Source organism: Microbacterium sp. dk485, from assembly GCF_004570445.1.
Lineage (GTDB): Bacteria > Actinomycetota > Actinomycetes > Actinomycetales > Microbacteriaceae > Microbacterium > Microbacterium wangchenii.
Map to the genome: position 1 here is coordinate 68,816 of NZ_SPQW01000002.1, position 16,976 is coordinate 85,791.

Annotated in this window: 16 protein-coding genes; 10 read left to right on the forward strand and 6 right to left on the reverse strand. The window is 71.8% G+C overall.

From position 1 onward, the window contains the following. Positions 1-9: 9 nt before the first annotated feature. Together nrdF and E4V99_RS10985 are read left to right on the forward strand one after the other, a co-directional pair. Positions 10-984 carry a class 1b ribonucleoside-diphosphate reductase subunit beta gene (gene nrdF, locus E4V99_RS10980; protein WP_135067901.1) on the forward strand — a complete coding sequence of 325 codons (975 nt, stop codon included), beginning with the start codon at positions 10-12 and terminating at the stop codon, positions 982-984. A 118-nt stretch (positions 985-1,102) separates the two neighbouring features. Beyond that, entirely contained in the window at positions 1,103-1,519 is a 417-nt protein-coding gene (locus tag E4V99_RS10985; RefSeq protein WP_135067899.1) for a hypothetical protein, read from the forward strand. Between the two features lie 97 nt (positions 1,520-1,616). Here the strand turns inward: E4V99_RS10985 and E4V99_RS10990 are convergent, their stop codons facing one another. Then, positions 1,617-2,723 carry a methyltransferase gene (locus E4V99_RS10990; RefSeq protein WP_135067897.1) on the reverse strand — a complete coding sequence of 369 codons (1,107 nt, stop codon included), beginning with the start codon at positions 2,721-2,723 and terminating at the stop codon, positions 1,617-1,619. Positions 2,724-2,818: 95 nt separating this feature from the next. Here E4V99_RS10990 and E4V99_RS10995 point away from each other — a divergent pair, with 95 nt between their 5' ends. Beyond that, positions 2,819-3,283, forward strand: a complete 465-nt coding sequence (locus E4V99_RS10995) for a DUF3817 domain-containing protein (RefSeq protein ID WP_135067895.1) — start codon at positions 2,819-2,821, stop codon at positions 3,281-3,283. A 141-nt stretch (positions 3,284-3,424) separates the two neighbouring features. On the opposite strand, the gene E4V99_RS18465 is transcribed toward E4V99_RS10995, so the two are convergent. Next, on the reverse strand, positions 3,425-3,580 hold the full coding sequence (locus E4V99_RS18465) for a hypothetical protein (RefSeq protein ID WP_167747785.1): 156 nt from the start codon (positions 3,578-3,580) through the stop codon (positions 3,425-3,427). A 96-nt stretch (positions 3,581-3,676) separates the two neighbouring features. Between E4V99_RS18465 and nhaA the strand changes: the two genes are divergently transcribed. Then, on the forward strand, positions 3,677-5,512 hold the full coding sequence (gene nhaA, locus E4V99_RS11000; protein ID WP_240742687.1) for a Na+/H+ antiporter NhaA: 1,836 nt from the start codon (positions 3,677-3,679) through the stop codon (positions 5,510-5,512). Here the strand turns inward: nhaA and E4V99_RS11005 are convergent. Further along, the gene (locus tag E4V99_RS11005; RefSeq protein WP_135067893.1) at positions 5,463-6,233 is read right to left on the reverse strand and encodes an EI24 domain-containing protein; all 771 of its coding nucleotides are present in this window, start codon (positions 6,231-6,233) and stop codon (positions 5,463-5,465) included. The two genes, nhaA and E4V99_RS11005, sit on opposite strands and share 50 nt — an antisense overlap. Positions 6,234-6,298: 65 nt before the next feature. On the opposite strand from E4V99_RS11005, the gene E4V99_RS11010 reads away from it, so the two are divergent. From E4V99_RS11010 to E4V99_RS11035, 6 genes are all read left to right on the forward strand, one after another. Continuing rightward, positions 6,299-7,201 carry a hypothetical protein gene (locus tag E4V99_RS11010; protein ID WP_135117311.1) on the forward strand — a complete coding sequence of 301 codons (903 nt, stop codon included), beginning with the start codon at positions 6,299-6,301 and terminating at the stop codon, positions 7,199-7,201. 67 nt (positions 7,202-7,268) lie between these two features. Beyond that, on the forward strand, positions 7,269-9,827 hold the full coding sequence (locus E4V99_RS11015) for an ATP-dependent Clp protease ATP-binding subunit (protein ID WP_135067889.1): 2,559 nt from the start codon (positions 7,269-7,271) through the stop codon (positions 9,825-9,827). A 68-nt stretch (positions 9,828-9,895) separates the two neighbouring features. Further along, on the forward strand, positions 9,896-10,672 hold the full coding sequence (locus E4V99_RS11020) for an LLM class flavin-dependent oxidoreductase (RefSeq protein WP_135117312.1): 777 nt from the start codon (positions 9,896-9,898) through the stop codon (positions 10,670-10,672). 55 nt (positions 10,673-10,727) lie between these two features. Then, positions 10,728-12,251 (forward strand): ATP-dependent DNA ligase, encoded by a 1,524-nt coding sequence (locus E4V99_RS11025; protein WP_135067885.1) that lies wholly within the window; start codon positions 10,728-10,730, stop codon positions 12,249-12,251. A gap of 31 nt (positions 12,252-12,282) precedes the next feature. Continuing rightward, entirely contained in the window at positions 12,283-12,909 is a 627-nt protein-coding gene (locus E4V99_RS11030; RefSeq protein WP_135067883.1) for a hypothetical protein, read from the forward strand. Then, the gene (locus E4V99_RS11035; RefSeq protein ID WP_135067881.1) at positions 12,909-13,601 is read left to right on the forward strand and encodes an NAD-dependent deacylase; all 693 of its coding nucleotides are present in this window, start codon (positions 12,909-12,911) and stop codon (positions 13,599-13,601) included. The genes E4V99_RS11030 and E4V99_RS11035 overlap by 1 nt, the downstream gene beginning before the upstream one ends. 8 nt (positions 13,602-13,609) lie before the next feature. Here the strand turns inward: E4V99_RS11035 and E4V99_RS11040 are convergent, their stop codons facing one another. The 3 genes from E4V99_RS11040 to E4V99_RS11050 all read right to left on the reverse strand — a co-directional run bounded on the left by E4V99_RS11040 (position 13,610) and on the right by E4V99_RS11050 (position 16,686). Then, positions 13,610-14,884, reverse strand: coding sequence for an ABC transporter permease (locus E4V99_RS11040; RefSeq protein WP_135067879.1), 1,275 nt, complete (start codon positions 14,882-14,884; stop codon positions 13,610-13,612). Beyond that, on the reverse strand, positions 14,881-15,672 hold the full coding sequence (locus tag E4V99_RS11045) for an ATP-binding cassette domain-containing protein (RefSeq protein ID WP_135067877.1): 792 nt from the start codon (positions 15,670-15,672) through the stop codon (positions 14,881-14,883). The genes E4V99_RS11040 and E4V99_RS11045 overlap by 4 nt, the downstream gene beginning before the upstream one ends. Positions 15,673-15,747: 75 nt before the next feature. Next, the gene (locus E4V99_RS11050; RefSeq protein ID WP_240742686.1) at positions 15,748-16,686 is read right to left on the reverse strand and encodes a substrate-binding domain-containing protein; all 939 of its coding nucleotides are present in this window, start codon (positions 16,684-16,686) and stop codon (positions 15,748-15,750) included. Between the last annotated feature and the right edge of the window lie 290 nt (positions 16,687-16,976).

Sequence of the window (16,976 nt, forward strand, 5' to 3'; positions counted from 1 at the left end):
AGAAAAGATATGAGCGAGAAGCTCCAGCTCCTGGACCACGTCCAGGCCATCAACTGGAATCGCATCCAGGACGACAAGGACCTCGAGGTGTGGAACCGCCTCGTGAACAACTTCTGGCTGCCCGAGAAGGTGCCGCTGTCCAACGACATCCAGTCGTGGAACACGCTGACCCCCGACGAGCAGACCCTCACGATGCGGGTGTTCACGGGCCTGACGCTCCTGGACACCATCCAGGGCACCGTCGGGGCCGTCTCGCTCATCCCCGACGCGCTCACCCCGCACGAGGAGGCGGTGTACACCAACATCGCGTTCATGGAGTCGGTGCACGCGAAGAGCTACTCGTCGATCTTCTCGACGCTGTGCTCGACGAAGGAGATCGACGAGGCCTTCCGCTGGTCGGTGGAGAACCCGAATCTGCAGAAGAAGGCGCAGATCGTCATGGAGTACTACCGGGGCGACGAGCCGCTCAAGCGCAAGGTCGCCTCGACCCTGCTGGAGTCGTTCCTGTTCTACTCCGGCTTCTACCTGCCCATGCACTGGTCCTCGCGGGCGAAGCTCACCAACACCGCTGACCTCATCCGCCTCATCATCCGCGACGAGGCCGTGCACGGGTACTACATCGGCTACAAGTTCCAGAAGGGGCTCGAGCGGGTGGATGAGGCCACACGCGCCGACCTGAAGGACTACACCTTCTCGCTGCTGTACGAGCTCTACGACAACGAGGTGCAGTACACGCAGGACCTCTACGACGGCGTCGGCCTGACCGAGGACGTCAAGAAGTTCCTGCACTACAACGCCAACAAGGCGCTCATGAACCTCGGCTACGAGGCGATGTTCCCCTCGAGCGTGACGAACGTGAACCCCGCGATCCTGTCGGCCCTCTCGCCCAACGCCGACGAGAACCACGACTTCTTCTCAGGGTCGGGTTCGTCGTACGTCATCGGCAAGGCCGAGGCCACCGAAGACGAGGACTGGGACTTCTGAGCCCTCTCCGCACCGTCGGCTGATCGCACGAACGTCGGAGGATTCCACCCGGATCCTCCGACGTTCGTCGTTTTCTCCGACCATGGTGACAGCGCGAGCTGCGCGGGAGGATGAGCGCATGACGCGTTACGCCGTCGATGCCGCCGTCGCCCTCCGGATCGTGAGCGAGCCCATCGCCGTGGCATCCGCTCACCGGCTCGTGGGCCCGGCGATCCTCCGCTCGCATGCCCTCGCCGCGCTGTACCGGGACGTGCGGGCTGGCCGGATGGCCGAGGCCGAAGGGCTCCGGCTGCTCGAAGGGATCGCGGGGCTGAAGATCCGGCTGCTCGGCGACCGGGTCTCCCGGGCGACCGCGTGGCGGATCGCCGCGCAGCACGACTGGCCCGACATTGCCCTCGCCGAGTACCTCGCCGTGGCGTCCCTTCAGGCGGACGCTCTCCTCACCGACGACCCTGCGCTCGCCGCTGCCGCCGCGGGCATCGTGCGCGTGGCCGAGTTCGACGAACTGCGCACCCCGGACGCCGTGCACGGGTGACGCGCGGCGTCGGATGATCGCACCTACGTCGGAGGATTCCACCCGCATCCTCCGACCTACGTCGAATTCTCCGACGTCGGGGCGAGGGCGAGGGGGCTCAGCGCTTGACGGAGGCGGTCACCGTGAACTTCGGATTGCGGGCGATCTGCCGCGTCGGGCCGACCAGGCGGGTCAGCGCGGGGCGGTACTGCAGGGCGGAGTTCCACACCGTCCACAGCTCGCCGCCGGGGCGCAGGACGCGGGCGGCATCGGCGAACAGGTACGGCGCGATGCCCTCGTCGAGAGCCGCGCCGCGGTGGAACGGCGGGTTCAGAGCGATGAGGGAGGCGCCGGCATCCGGGAGCGCCGACAGCGCGTCATCCCGCACGACGGTCATCCGCTCGCTCACCCCGTTCGCGGCGGCGGTCGCGCGAGCGGATGCGACGGCGGCGGCGGACTCGTCGGAGGCGTATACGTGCAGGCCCGGATGCCGCACCGCCATCGTCGCCCCCACGACGCCGCTTCCGCACGCCAGGTCGAGAAACGGGTCGCGGCCGTCGGGGGAGGGGAGGTGCTCGAGCAGTAGGCGCGTTCCGATGTCGAGGGACGCGCCGGCGAAGACCCCGCCGAACGCGCACACGGTGACGCCGTCGTGGACGGCGCGGGCGGGCACCGGATCCCGTCCGTCGTGCGGACCGCGCGCGATCAGCACGCGCGACTTCTGCCGCGCATGGGTGACGTCGACCGTCGAGAAATGCTCGCGGAGGACGTCGTTCATCGAGACGCTCATGTGCTTGATCCGCCCGCCGGCGAACACGTTCACATCGGATGCGGCGTGCGCGGAGATGAGCCCCGCGATGTCGCGCAGCGCATCCAGCGAGCGCGGCAGGCGCAGCAGCACGAGGCGTGCGCCGCGGACCAGGTCGCCCGTCAAGGGCAGGGAGCGGACGGAATCCGCCAGGCCGAAGGCGCGGGCGTTGGCGTGGAGGGCGCGTTCATCCGAGAGTGGATCCTGGTGCACCCGAACGACGGATGCGGGGGCCTCGGCGGCCACGGGCAGCGCCAGCGCGCCGCTGACATCGCCGATCACGACGACGTCGTCCGCGTCCACACCGGCCCGCGCGGCGGCGGACTCGTCCAGGAGCAGCCGGTCCGCCGCGTCATGCGCCGCCGCGTCGCCACCGGGGCCGGGATCGCGCCGCAGCGCGTCGAGGGAGAAGTCCACCGCCCCACGTTACCCGTGGGGCCCGAGCGCCGCCGACGCGCGGGCCCAGGGAGGGTTCGTAGGCTGGGACTTCCCGAACCCGACGAGGAGACCCCGTGTTCCGCGCGCCCCTGACGCTCTTCCGCACCCTGGCCATCGCGGAGGCGGTGTCATGGACCATCCTCATCGCCGCCCTCATCATCCGCGCCGTCGCCGGCCTGGACATCGCCGTCTCCATCGGCGGCGCCATCCACGGTTTCGTGTTCCTCTCCTATGGCGCCACCGCGATCCTCGTGTCGCTCAACCAGCGCTGGCGCGTGTGGCCGACCGTCGTCGCCGTCGTCAGCGCGGTCATCCCGTACGCGACCATCCCGACCGAGATCTGGCTGAACCGATCCGGGCGCCTGACCGGCGCGTGGCGGCTTGAGGAGACCGACGATCCGCGCGACCGCACGGTGCTGGACCGCATGCTGCGGTTCTTCCTGCGCCGGCCGTGGGTGCTCGCGCTGCTCCTGGTGGCCGCGATCGTCGTGCTCTACGTCGCGCTGCTTCTCGTGGGCCCGCCCGGCGGGCGCGACTGACGTCGGAGAATCCGCTCAAGGTCGGAGGATGCCGTGCGCATCCTCCGACGAAGGCGCGATCCTCCGACGTGCGTGAGTACGGGCGCGCGCAACGAACGGCGCGCGAGCGGCGGATGCGGCGGGCCGGTCAGGCCCGCGCGGTCACGTGCGGTTGCCGAGGTGGATCGGCAGCGCGAACGCCGCCGAGACCAGCAGGATTCCGAGGATGAAGAACAGGGCCTGGAACGGGGCCAGCGCGAAGGAGATGCCGACGAGAAGCACCCCGCCGAGGAACAGGATGAGCGCGATAACGTACATGGGACCTCCTGCATCCAGGCTATCGTGCCTGGCGGCCCACTCCGTTCCTCCGAGGGAACAGGAGACAAGACGCGCAGGCAGCGGCAGGATGGTGCGGTGACCTCCGTCCAGCGGCAGCAGCCCGGTCCGCACAAGAAGAAGTCCCTGCGCGGCGACCGGCTGTCGGCCGCCCTCATGCTGCTGGGCGTCGCGATCGCCATGGTGTGGGCGAACATCCCGGGCGATTCGTACCACGACACGTGGGAGCTGCCGCTCGTTCTCGGCGCCGGGGACACCGCGATCACCTTCACGCTGCATGCCTTCGTCAACGAAGGCCTCATGACGCTGTTCTTCTTCCTCGTCGGCCTCGAGGTCAAGCACGAATTCGCCGTCGGCGAGCTGACCGACCGCTCCCGCGCGCTCGTGCCGATCACCGCCGCCGCCGCGGGACTGGTCCTGCCCGCGCTGATCTTCCTCCTGGTGAACCTCGGCGGCGGCGAGCCGGATGCGTGGGGAGTGGTCATCTCCACCGACACGGCCTTCCTCCTGGGCGCGCTGGCCATCATCGGACCGAAGTTCTCGGCGCGGCTGCGCACGTTCCTGCTCACCCTCGCCGTGGTCGACGACATCGGCGCGCTCCTGGCGATCGGGCTGTTCTACAACGACGGCCTGGACATCTGGCCGTTCGTCGTCTCGGTCGCCCTCATCGGGCTGCTCGCCCTCGTGCGGTTCCTGCCGGCGCCGCTGCGCCCTCCGGCGTACGTCCTGCTCGGTGCGGCGCTGTGGGTGGCGGTGTACCTCGCCGGCATCCACCCGACGCTGGCCGGAGTGGCCGTCGCCCTCCTGATACCCGTCTTCCCCCCGCGGCGCCCGGATGTGGAGCGTGCCGCGGAGCAGGCGCAGGCCTTCCGCGAGTCGCCGAACCCCCGGTATGCGGCGGCCGTCTCCCGGAGCCTGCGGGAATCCTTCTCTATCAACGACCGCGTGCAGGACGCGTGGCGCCCGTACATCATCTACGTCGTGCTTCCCATCTTCGCCGTGGCCAACGCCGGGGTGCACATCACCGGCGCGACCCTGGCTGACGCGCTCGCCTCACCCGTCGCGTGGGGGATCCTGGCCGGGCTCATCGTGGGCAAGTCCCTCGGAATCTTCGGTGCGACCTGGCTGGTGTGCGCATTCGGGCGGGGCCAGCTCGCGCCGGGGCTGAGTCTTCACCGCATCGCCGGCGGCGCGGCGCTGTCGGGGATCGGGTTCACCATCTCGCTCTTCCTCGTGCCCATCGCCATCAGCGACCCCGAGACGCGGGACATCGCGCGCGTGGCCGTGCTGGCCGCATCCGTTGTGGCCTTCTTCCTGGGATGGGCGATCCTGGCGATCGGTGATCGCCTCAGCCCCCCGCAGGCGATCGGAGCGCGGCTGGCGCGGCCGGTGGATCCCCTGCGCGACCACGTCAAGGGCAGCATGGCCGCGCCGTACGAGATCGTCGAGTACGGCGATTTCGAGTGCCCGTTCTGCAGTCGCGCGACGGGGTCGGTGGACGCGGTGCGCGAGCACTTCGGCGCCGATATCCGCTGGGTGTGGCGCCATCTGCCGCTGGACCACGTCCATCCCCACGCGCAGGAGGCCGCTCAGGCCGCGGAGGCGGCGGCGATGCAGGAGCAGTTCTTCCCGATGGCGAGCAAACTGTTCGCGCACCAGGCCCACCTCGAGCGGGACGACCTGTTCCGCTACGCCGAGATGCTGGGGCTGGATCCCGACCGCTTCGCCGACGACTTCGCGTCGGCCCGCGTGCTCCGCCGCATCCAGGACGATCGGCTGGATGCGGAGATCATGGACCTGAACTCCACGCCGACGTTCTTCGTCAACGGGTACCGGCACGTCGGGCCGTACGACTCCGCCACGCTCATCCGAGCGCTGCAGTCGGGCGCGCGGGAGGCTCCGGCACCGCGCTGAGCCGCAGCACATCCTGGGCGAGCAGCGTCGCACCGGCGACGGCGGCGGGCATCACGGCGATCGCGCCGAAGGGGATCAGGAAGCACAGCTGCGTCGCGACGCCGAACCCCAGGGCACGCGCGCGGGAGGTGCGCAGGAGGCGCTTGCGCTCGGCGGGGCCGATGCCGCGCGCGGTGAGGGCCCGGGAGCTGAGCTCGTCCGCCAGCAGGCGGCCCGTCAGGGCTACGCCGAGCACGGCGCCGGCCACGCCGCCCACCACCGGCACCAGGCCCACCAGCCAGGCCAGCAGCGCCACGCCCACGCCCCGGGCGAAGAGCGAGAGCGCGTCGCCGGCCGCGCGCCAGAAGCCGTAGCCGGCGTCGGGGACGGAGCCGGCGGTGTCGCGCTCGACGGCGCGCCAGATGCGGTCGTAGAACGGCTCGCCCAGAGTGAGGGTCAGCGCCGTGGTGGTGGATGCGGCCAGGAACAGCGCACCGCCGAAGGTCGCCAGTCCCAGCGCAAGACGCACCGCCCCCGACCAGAACTCCGGCCACCCGTCGGCGAAGGGCGTGAGGGTGACCACCAGGTCCGGCAGCGCCATCCCCAGCGCGATGAGCGCGGCGAGCATGAGCAGCGCCACGATCGCGGCGGGCACGAGCCCCAAGGCCATCACGCCGGGGATCCGGCGCCACATCCCGAACCCGCGCCCCAGGGTGCCCGCTCCGCGCAGAAATTCCCGCATGCGCGCAAGTCTCCCAGAACCGCCGCACGCCGGTGACATGATGGCCTCGTCGACAGGAGCGCCGGATGCAGCTGCGGACCACCTCGACGCAACGGACCTACCGCTACGTGCGGGTCGGGCTCGTGGCGGTCGTGCTGTTCGTCGGCGTGGGGGTGGGGGCGCAGGTCGCGGCCGGCGGCGCCCTGGCCTCGCTCAGCGCGTCGTACTACACGCCGGCCCGCAACGTCTTCGTGGGCGCGTTGTGCGCCGTGAGCCTCGCGCTGCTGGCCCTGTCGGGGCGCAGTCTCGAGCAGGCGCTGCTGGATCTGGCCGCGCTGCTGGCCCCCGTCATCGCACTCGTGCCCGCACCGGTCATGGCCGGCGACGTCCCCGGCCTGGATCCGCGCTGTCCCGCGATGACCCCGTGCGTTCCCGCCGCGGCCGTCCCCGAGGTGGCGAACGGGATGCTGGCGCTGACGGTCCTGGGGGTCGTCGGAGTCGTGGGCGCCGCCGCGCTGGCGCTGGCGCAGCGCAGCTTCACCCTCGGGGTGGGCGTCACGCTCCTGACCGCGGCTCTGCTGGTGGGTTCGGCGGCAGCATGGTGGGTGGTGTCGCCGGAGACCTTCCTCCGCCGCGGCCACGACGCCGCGACGCTCGGCTTCTTCACGCTCGTCACGCTCGTGGCGGCCCTCGCCGCCCTGCGCCCGGCGGCCCACTCGGCGCGGGCGCGGCGCATCCTGCGTGCCGTGTACGCCGTCACTGCGGTGGGGATCCTCGTAACACTCGTGGTGCTGGCCGCCGTGCTGGCACTGCGCGGACGGGGCGTCGACCTGGTCGCGCTCACGGGCCTGCCGCTCATCTTCCTCGGAGAGGCCGTGGCCCTCGCGCTGTTCGCGGTGTTCTGGGTGGCGCAGACCGCGGAGTTCTGGGATGCAGCGGATCCGGCCGTTCGCGGCGAACCGGGAATACCCAGGCGACTCCAGCGTTGAACTTGATATCACAGCGCTCAAGTTGGAAACTTGATAGCGCACGACTCAAGTACTACAGGAGACGGGAATGCCCGAAGACTTCACCCCCCACGCCGGCGACGGCGCGAACTCGTTCGACGAGTTCCTGGCGCGGTATCTCGCCGGTGAGCGCGCCCGCGCCGAGCGCTCGATCGACCTCAGCAGGTTCCTGAGCGCGCGCACGCAGGCGCTGCTCCAGCAGGCCGGCCGCTTTGCCCTGGAGCGCGGTCAGCGCGAGCTCGACGCCCTGCACGTGCTGCGCGTCCTGGTGGACGACGCCCCCGTGCGCGAGGCCGTGACCCGCATCGGCGCCGACGCCGCGGCGATCGCCCGTGCGACCGAGGAGCGGCTGCCCGCCGCATCCGCCCCCGCCGGGGTGGAGGGCGCGGTCGTCACGCCCTCAGTGCAGCGCGCGCTGTTCCACGCGTTCCAGGTCGCCCGCTCGGCCGGCTCCACCTACGTCGACCCCGAGCACCTCTTCTTCGCCCTCGTGCTGGCGCAGGATGCGCCCGCCGGACAGGTCCTCGCCCAGGCCGGTGTCACCGCCGAGGCCCTCACTCAGGGCGTGCGGGAGACGGTGACCGCCGGGACCGGCACTCAGACCGCACCCGAGGCGGCAGGGGAGAGCCAGACGCCGAACCTCGACAAGTTCGGCACCGACCTGACCGCGCGCGCCGCGGCGGGCGAGCTCGACCCTGTCATCGGGCGCAGCGAGGAGATCGAGCAGACGATCGAGATCCTCAGCCGCCGCACGAAGAACAACCCCGTGCTGGTGGGTGAGGCCGGCGTCGGCAAGACCGCCATCGTGGAGGGCCTGGCATCGGCCATCGTGGCCGGTGACGTGCCGGAGCAGCTGGTGGGCAAGCGCGTCATCGCGCTGGACCTGCCGGCGATGCTCGCCGGAACCCGCTACCGCGGCGACTTCGAGGAGCGCCTCACCCAGACGATGGGAGAGGTCGCCGCCCTCAAGGGCGAGCTGATCCTCTTCATCGACGAGGTGCACACCGTCGTCGGTGCCGGCGGCGCCGGAGAGGGCGGCATGGATGCGGGCAACATCCTCAAGCCGCGTCTCGCGCGCGGCGACCTGCACCTGGTCGGCGCCACGACGCTGAAGGAGTACCGCACGATCGAGAAGGACCCGGCGCTGGAGCGCCGCTTCCAGCCCGTCCGCGTGGGCGAGCCCTCGATCGAGGACGCGGTGGAGATCCTGCGGGGCCTGCGTCCCGCGTACGAGGAGCACCACGGCGTCGCCTACACCGACGAGGCGCTGCGCGCCGCGGTGGAGCTCGGCGACCGGTACCTCACCGAGCGCGTACTGCCGGACAAGGCGATCGACCTCATCGACCAGGCCGGCGCGCGGCTGCGTCTGCGCCTGGGGGTTCAGGTCGACGTGTCGGCGCTGATGGAGCGCCTGGCGACGCTGGAAGCCGACAAGAACGCCGCCGTCTCGGCGGAGCACTATGAGGAGGCCTCCCGCATCCGCGACGAGATCGTCAAGGTGCAGGAGCGGATCGAAGCGGCCACCTCCACCGGCACCGCCCGCTCGGATGCCGCCGTCGTGGACGAGCCGGAGATCGCCGCCGTCATCAGCCGCGCCACCGGCATCCCGGTGAACCGGCTGACGGAGTCCGAGCGCGAGCGCCTCGCGGCGCTCGAGGACGAACTGCACGGCCGCGTGATCGGCCAGGACGACGCGGTCGCCGCCGTCGCCAAGTCGGTGCGGCGCAACCGCACCGGCATGGGCGACCCCCGCCGCCCGGTGGGATCGTTCCTGTTCCTCGGCCCGACCGGCGTCGGCAAGACGGAGCTCGCCAAGGCCCTGGCCGCTTCTCTGTTCGACGACGAGACCGCGGTCGTCCGGTTCGACATGAGCGAGTTCGGCGAGCGTCACACCGTGTCGCGGCTGGTCGGTGCTCCTCCGGGATACGTCGGCTACGACGAGGCCGGTCAGCTGACCGAGCGCGTGCGGCGCAACCCGTACTCGATCGTCCTGTTCGACGAGATCGAGAAGGCCCACCCCGACGTGTTCAACCTGCTGCTGCAGGTGCTCGACGACGGGCGCCTCACCGACGGTCAGGGCCGCACGGTCGACTTCCGCAACACCGTCGTGGTGATGACCTCGAACCTCGGCAGCGAGTTCCTGGCCTCGCGCTCCGGCGCGATCGGGTTCATCGCCGACGGGGGCGGGGCCACCGGCTTCGGCTCCGAGAAGGACCTGCGCGACCGCGTCATGGGCAAGCTCCGCGAGGCGATGCGACCGGAATTCCTCAACCGCATCGATGAGATCGTGCTGTTCCGCAAGCTCGACCTGCCGCAGCTGCGTCAGATCGTGCGCCTCATGCTGGGGGCCACCGAAGGCCGGCTGGCCAAGCGCGAGATCACGCTGGAGGTCACCGAGGCCGCGGCGGACTGGCTCGCCGAGCACGGCTACGAGCCGGAGTACGGCGCCCGGCCGCTCCGCCGCCTCATCCAGCGCGAGGTGGACGACCGCATCGCGGACCTGTTCGTCACCGGCGCCCTCGCCGACGGCGGATCCGTCACGGTGGACGCCGCCGACGGCGAGCTGTCGGTGCGCGCCGAGCACCCGGTGCTCGCCGCCGCCGCGTAATCGCGTTCCGGAACGCCTCCCGAGTCCGCTCGGGAGGCGTTCCGTCGTTTCGTGGCAGGGTGGAGGCCATGACGGTCTCCCTCGGTGTCGCCGGGTCGCTCGGACCCGACCTGCTCGCCCGCCTCGCCCCCGCCGTCGAGGACGCCGGCTTCGCCGCCCTGTGGATCAACGACACCCCCGGCGGCGACGCGCTGGCGGGCCTGGCCGCAGCGGCGCGCACGACATCGCGGTTGAGGCTGGCCACGGGTGTGATCCCGGTCGACCGCCGCCCCGCCCCCGCGATCGCCGACGCCGTGGAGGCCGCCGATCTGTCCGCCGAGCGCCTCGTGCTGGGCATCGGATCCGGCGCCGCACGCGAGGGGGCGTTGGACCGCGTGTCCGACGCGGTCGAGGTCCTGCGCGCCCGTGTCGGCGGCCGCATCGTGGTGGGGGCGCTGGGACCCCGGATGCGGCGCCTGGGCGCCGAACGATCGGACGGGATCCTCCTGAACTGGGTGACGGCGGAGACTGCGGCCGCGCAGGCGCGCGAGGCGCGTGCGGCGTCGGCCGGCGCATCCGTCGCCGTCTACGTCCGCACCGCCGTGGACCCCGCGGCGCGCTCGCGCCTGGAGGAGGAGGCCGGACGGTACGCGACGTTCCCGAACTACGCCGCGAACTTCGCGCGCATGGGCGTGCCGGCCGTCGCGACGACCTTCCCCGATGCCGCCGCGCTCGCCGAGGGCCTCCCCGCCTACGAGCGCGCTGTGGACGAGGTCGTCCTGCGTGCGGTGACGCCCACGGACGACCTCGACGCCTACCTCGCTTTCGTCGCCGCCACCGCCCTCGCCACCGCCCCCGGCGCCTGAACCCGGGCGGCGCAAGCCCGCGCCGGGTGTGGGCACCGGGTGGAAGAATGCCGAGATGCTGCTCGCCGACGTCGTCGCCACCGTCACCGCCGTGTCCGCCACGCGCGCCCGGTCGGCGAAGATCGACGCCCTCGCTCGGCTGCTGGCGCAGCTTGAGCCGGACGAGATCGTGCCCGCCGTGGGGCTGCTCACCGCCTCTCCGCGGCAGGGACGCCTGGGCGTGGGATGGCGCACCCTCTCGGGGCTGCCCGCCGGATCCGCCCCCGAGGCCACGGTCACCGTCGGCGACGTGGATGCGGCGTTCACCGCGCTGGCGGAGACCGCCGGTGCCGGGTCGGGCGCGCGGCGCGGCGAGGTGCTGGCCTCGCTCGCACGGCGGACGACTCCGGAGGAATGGGATCTGCTCGCCCGCGTTCTGATGGGCGAGCTGCGCACCGGAGCGCTGGAGGGAGTGCTCCTGGAGGCGATCGCACGCGCCGCGCAGCGCGAGCCCGCGGAGGTCCGCCGGGCCGCGATGCTCTCCGGCGACCTCGGCGAGACGGCGCGCATCGCGCTGACCGAGCCGCCCGACGCGCTCGCGGAGGTGGGGCTCGTGGTGGGGCGGCCGGTGCTGCCCATGCTCGCGGCCACCGCCGCGACGGCGGGCGACGCGGTCACGGCCACCGGTTCCTCCTCGGTCGAGTACAAGCTCGACGGCGCACGCATCCAGGTGCATCGGCGCGGTGACGAGGTCCGCGTGTTCACCCGCAGCCTCGCCGAGGTGACCGCGCGCGTGCCGGAGATCGTCGAGGCCGTCCGCGGCTTGCCGGCGACCGACCTCATCCTGGACGGGGAGACGCTGTCGCTGGATGAGAGCGGGGCGCCGCGGGCGTTCCAGGACACGATGGCGCGGTTCGGTGCCGAGACGGCGCGCCGGATCGCGCTGCGCCCGTGGTTCTTCGATGTGCTCCACGTGGACGGACGTGACGTGCTCGACGAGCCGCTGTCGGTGCGGCAGCAGGAGCTGGAGCGGGTCGCGGGGCCGTGGCGGGTCCCGGCGATCACGACGGACGACCCCAGCGAGGCGGAGGAGTTCGCCGGCGCCGCGCTGGATGCCGGGCACGAGGGAGTCATGGTGAAGGACCTCGCCGCGCCCTACGTCGCGGGCCGGCGCGGCACGGCGTGGCTGAAGATCAAGCCGGTGCACACGTTCGACCTCGTCGTCCTGGCGGTGGAGGAGGGGTCAGGGCGTCGGGCGGGATGGCTGTCGAACCTGCATCTGGGCGCGTACGACCCCGAGGGGGAGTTCGGCGAACCGGGCGGCTACGTGATGGTCGGGAAGACCTTCAAGGGCCTCACCGACGAGCTGCTGCGCTGGCAGACGGAGCACTTCCCGACCATCCAGACCCGGCGCACCGCGGGCACCGTGCACGTCGCACCGGTCACCGTCGTGGAGATCGCGATCGACGGCGTGCAGCGATCGCCGCGCTATCCCGGCGGCGTCGCGCTCCGCTTCGCGCGGGTCAAGGCGTACCGGCCCGACAAGCGCCCCGTCGATGCCGACACGATCCAGCGGCTGCGCGGGATGCTGCGGGGCTGACGCCTCGGCGCCTGCGTGCGAGGATGGCGCCATGACGCGCGCGCAAGGACCGGCGTTCGGTATCGAGTACCGCAGCGCGGGGGCACTGGCCGCCCCACGCTGCGTGCTCGTGGTGCGCAGCGGCGCCATCGCCACCACCGACCCGGCCCCGCTGGTCACCGCCGAGCATCACGTGCGGCTGCTGCTGATCGCCGTCGACGAGCCCGAACTCGACGACCCGCCGACCTTCGGCGGCGAGACCCCCGCCGGCTCCACCGCGGCCGAGGTCCTCGCACTGCTGCGCGAGGAGGTGCCCGACGGACCCGTCGGGGTCGTGGGGGAGCGGGCCGCTGCCCTGTTCGCCGTCGCGCTCGCGGCGGCCCTGGGCGATCGCGCCGACCGGCTGGCGCTGGTGGGCGTGCCACTGCCGGAGACCGGCCTCGCCCGCGACCTCGTGTCGGACGCCCTCGCACGGGTCGCCGCCGACACCCTCGTCGTCAACGACTCCGCCGATGAGGCCGCCCCCGAAGACGCGGCGCGGTGGTACGCCGAACGCCTGCCGCATGCCCGGGCCGACGTGCTCAGCCGTGAGGCCGCCGGTGCCCTGGACGGCCGGCTCGGGCTCACGGCGGTGTGGCCGCGCGTGCTGGCCCATGTCGCCCCGGACACCCGGCACTGATGCGCATCGTCGTCCTCACCGGCGCCGGTATCTCCGCCGAAAGCGGCCTGGCCACCTTCCGCGACGCCGGCGGGCTGTGGGAGGGTCACTCCGTCGCCGACGTAGCCACGCCGGAGGGGTACGCCCGCGACCCCGACACCGTGCTGGCCTTCTACGACGAGCGGCGCCGCATCGCCGCATCCGCGCTCCCCAACGCCGCCCACTTCGCGCTCGCCCGGCTGGAGGAGGCGCAGGGCGACGGGCTGCTGGTGGTGACGCAGAACGTCGACGACCTGCACGAGCGGGCCGGCACGCGGCGCCTCGTGCACATGCACGGCGAGCTGTTCCGCGCGCTGTGCACGCGGTGTCACGCCCGCACCCCCTGGATCGGCGACCTCCGCGGGCGGCCGGAGTGCCCGCACTGCGGGGCGCGCGCGCTGCGGCCGGACGTGGTGTGGTTCGGCGAGATGCCGTACGGCCTGGACCGCATCGAGGAGGCGGTGAGCGAGGCCGACGTCTTCGTCTCGGTGGGCACCTCGGGGGAGGTGTATCCGGCCGCCGGGTACGCCGCGCTCGCCGCCGCGCACGGCGCGCGGACGGTCGAGCTCAACCTCGTGCCCAGCGATCCGGTGATCCCGTTCGACGAGGTCCGCGCGGGGCCGGCGACGACGGTCGTGCCGGCCTGGGTCGACGACGTCCTCGCCGAGGCCTGACGGGGCGGTCAGCTCCTCAGGAACGAGCCGCCCGCCCGCAGCCGCGACACGGCGTCGACGGTGGCGGCGAGGATCAGCACGCCGCCGGTGACGAGCAGGTTGATGCCGGCGGGCAGGTTGAGCAGGCCCAGCCCGTTGGTGATGCACGCGATCACGAGCGCGCCGATGGCGGCGTGGATGAGCCGGCCGCGGCCGCCGAACAGGCTGACACCTCCGACGACGGCGGCAGCCACCCCGCTCAGCACGATGTCACGACCCACCGTGGCGTCGACCGACCCGACGCGGGAGACGCTGAAGAGGGCGGATGCCACGGCGAGGGTGGAGCAGATCACGAACGCCCACCACTTCACCCAGCGCACCTTCACTCCCGAGCGCCGCGCCGCCTCGGCGTTGCCGCCGATGGCGTAGATGTACCGGCCGAACCGCGTGCGGTCCAGCACGAACGTCCCGAGCCACAGGATCGCGAGCGTCACCGGCACGATGACGGGCACCCCCTGCACCGCGACGACGGACTGGCCCCGGTCCTGGTTGAGGATGTAGACGAACACCCCGCCGATCACGGCGATGACGGCGAGCTTGATCCACACGAGCGACATCGCCCGGTTAGGCACGCCCGCCTTGGTGCGCCGCGCCCGATCCCAGAACGACGTGCCGGCCGAGACGGCCAGCATGACCGCCAGCATCGCCCAGCCTCCCCACACCGGCAGGTTGCCGTTCTGCAGCGCGAGGAGCTCGGGCACCTGCAGGCGGTACAGCCCGCCGTCGCCGATGATGACCAGGGCGAGTCCCTGGTAGCCGAGGAAGAGCCCGAGGGTCACCACGAACGAGGGGATCCCCACGCGCGCGACGAAGAAGCCGATGAGGGCGCCGGTGATCAGCCCGACCGCGAATCCGACCAGGAGCGCGAGAGGCCAGTCGATCCCGAACTGCGTGTTGAGCACGACGAACAGGGCCATCGCGACGCCGCCGGTCACTCCCGCCGACAGGTCGATCTCACCGAGCAGGAGGACGAACACGAGCGCCATCCCCAGCATCACGAGCGTCGCGGCCTGATTGAGCAGGTTCGCGAAATTGCGTTCGGTGAGGAAGAACGGGCTCAGCGTCGAGAAGAGCAGCGTCAGCACGACGAGCCCCCCGATGGCCGGCAGGGCGCCCATGTCGCCCGAGCGGACGCGCTGCCACCACGCCACCACCTGATCGCGCAGGCCCCCCTCCACACCGCTTCCGATGAGGTCGGCGGCCAGCGGATCCGGCGACGCGTTCGTGCGGGCGACGTGGGTCATGCCGGGTCCCCCTCGGTCGGGATGGTGTCGGTGGTCAGCAGGGGAGCGCCGGTGAGGGTCTTGGTCCCGGTGATGTAGCCCACGACGTCGTCGCGCGTGGTGTCCTGCGCGCGCACCTGGGCGACCAGCTGGCCGAGGTAGAGCACGGCGATGTCGTCGGCGACGGCGAACACGTCGGCGAGGTTGTGGCTGATCAGCACGACGGCGACCCCCTGCTGGGCCAGCCGCTCCACGAGGTGGAGCACCTGCTCGGTCTGGGCGACGCCGAGGGCGGCGGTGGGCTCGTCCAGGATCACCACGCGCGCCTTCTTCAGGACGGCCCTCGCGATGGCGACGGTCTGGCGCTGCCCGCCGGAGAGGGACGACACCTTCTGCCGCACCGATTTCACCGTGCGCACCGACAGCGAGCGCAGCGTGTCCGAGGCCTCCCGTTCCATCCGCCCCTCATCGAGGGTGCCGGTGGACAGCTCCTCGCGGCCGAGGAACATGTTCTGCACGATGTCGAGGTTGTCGCACAGCGCGAGGTCCTGGTAGACGACCTCGATCCCCAGTGCCGCGGCATCCCGGGGAGTGTGCAGGTCGCGGTGCGCGCCGTCGATGCGCACCTCGCCCCCGTCGTAGGGCTGCACCCCCGCGAGCCCTTTGATGAGGGTGGACTTGCCGGCGCCGTTGTCGCCCACGAGGGCGGTGACGGTGCCGGGGAACACCTGCAGATCCACCCCTTTGAGGACGCTGACGGGGCCGAAGGACTTCTTCACGCCGATGAGTTCGATGATCGGGTCAGTCATTGCCGCTTCCCTGCGCTGTGCCGGACCGAAACGGGGGCGCCGCGCCGGATCGACGCGGCGCCCCGCAACCCGGCGCTATTGGATGCCGTACTCGGCGCACTTGGCGGCCACGTCGCCGGTGCACACCTCGGCCGCGTCCGCATCGCCCGCTTCGATGACCGTGACGACCTCTTCGGGTCCCACCAGCTGAGGTGTGACCGCGATGTACGGCGTGCCGTCCTCGAGTTCCTGGTCGGCCTCGGGCGTCTCGCCGTTCAGGAGGGCGACGGCCACCTCGACGGCGGCGTCGGCCTCCTCCTTGACCGGCTTGTAGACGGTGGCCGTCTGCCACCCCAGGAGGATGTTCTGCAGACCGGCGACGTTGGCGTCCTGGCCCGAGACGGCGACTCCGGTGAGGTTGTTGTTCTGCAGGACCTTGATGACCCCGGCGGCGTTGGTGTCGTTGGCCGCCCACACGCCGTCCACCTGCCCGCCCAGAGACGTCAGCGCCTGCTCGAAGTTGGTCTGCGACTTCGCCTGGTCCCAGATCCCGGGGGGCTCGGCGGCGGGGGTGATGCCCGCGCCCTCCATGACCTCCACGGCGCCCTCCTTGAACATCGCGGCGTTGCCGTCGCTGGGGTCGCCGCCCATGTACACCACGACGGCGGAGGCCGGATCCTTGCCGGCAGCCTCCAGCCCGTCCAGCACCGCCTGCCCCTCCAGTCGGCCGACCTCGACGTTGTCGAACGAGACGTAGTAGTCGGCGCCCGCGAAGGGCCGGTCGTACGCGATGACGGGGATGCCCTCGGCGGTCGCCTTGGCGGCGACGGCTTCGGCGGCGCCCTGGAAGTCGGCCAGCAGCATGACGCCGCACCCCTGTGTGAGCTGCTGATCGGCGATCGTGGAGTACTTGTTCATGTCGCCCTGCGCGTTCTGGATGTCGACGTCGAATCCGGCTTCCTCCAGGCCCTCCTGCAGGTACTTGCGGTCGAAGTTCTCCCACCGCGGAGACGACACCGCGTCGGGGAGGATCACGCACGCCCGGTCTGCAGCCTCTCCGCCACCCCCTTCCGAGGAGCCGCCACCGCCGGACCCGGCACAACCTGCGAGCAGGACCGCCGCCGCCCCTGAGAGCGCTACCACGGCGGACAAGGAGCGTCGGTTCATTTCTGACCCTTCGTCGGTGTGAGGTCTCACCTCGTTCCGCGCACGGCCCCGTGCGTGGTGCACCCATGATGCTCGCGTGGCGGGGCGAGCGCACGAGCGGGAGGTCACGTTTCGGTAACCACTTCCGCCCGGCGGCGGCGTCCCGCCCCGACGCGGTG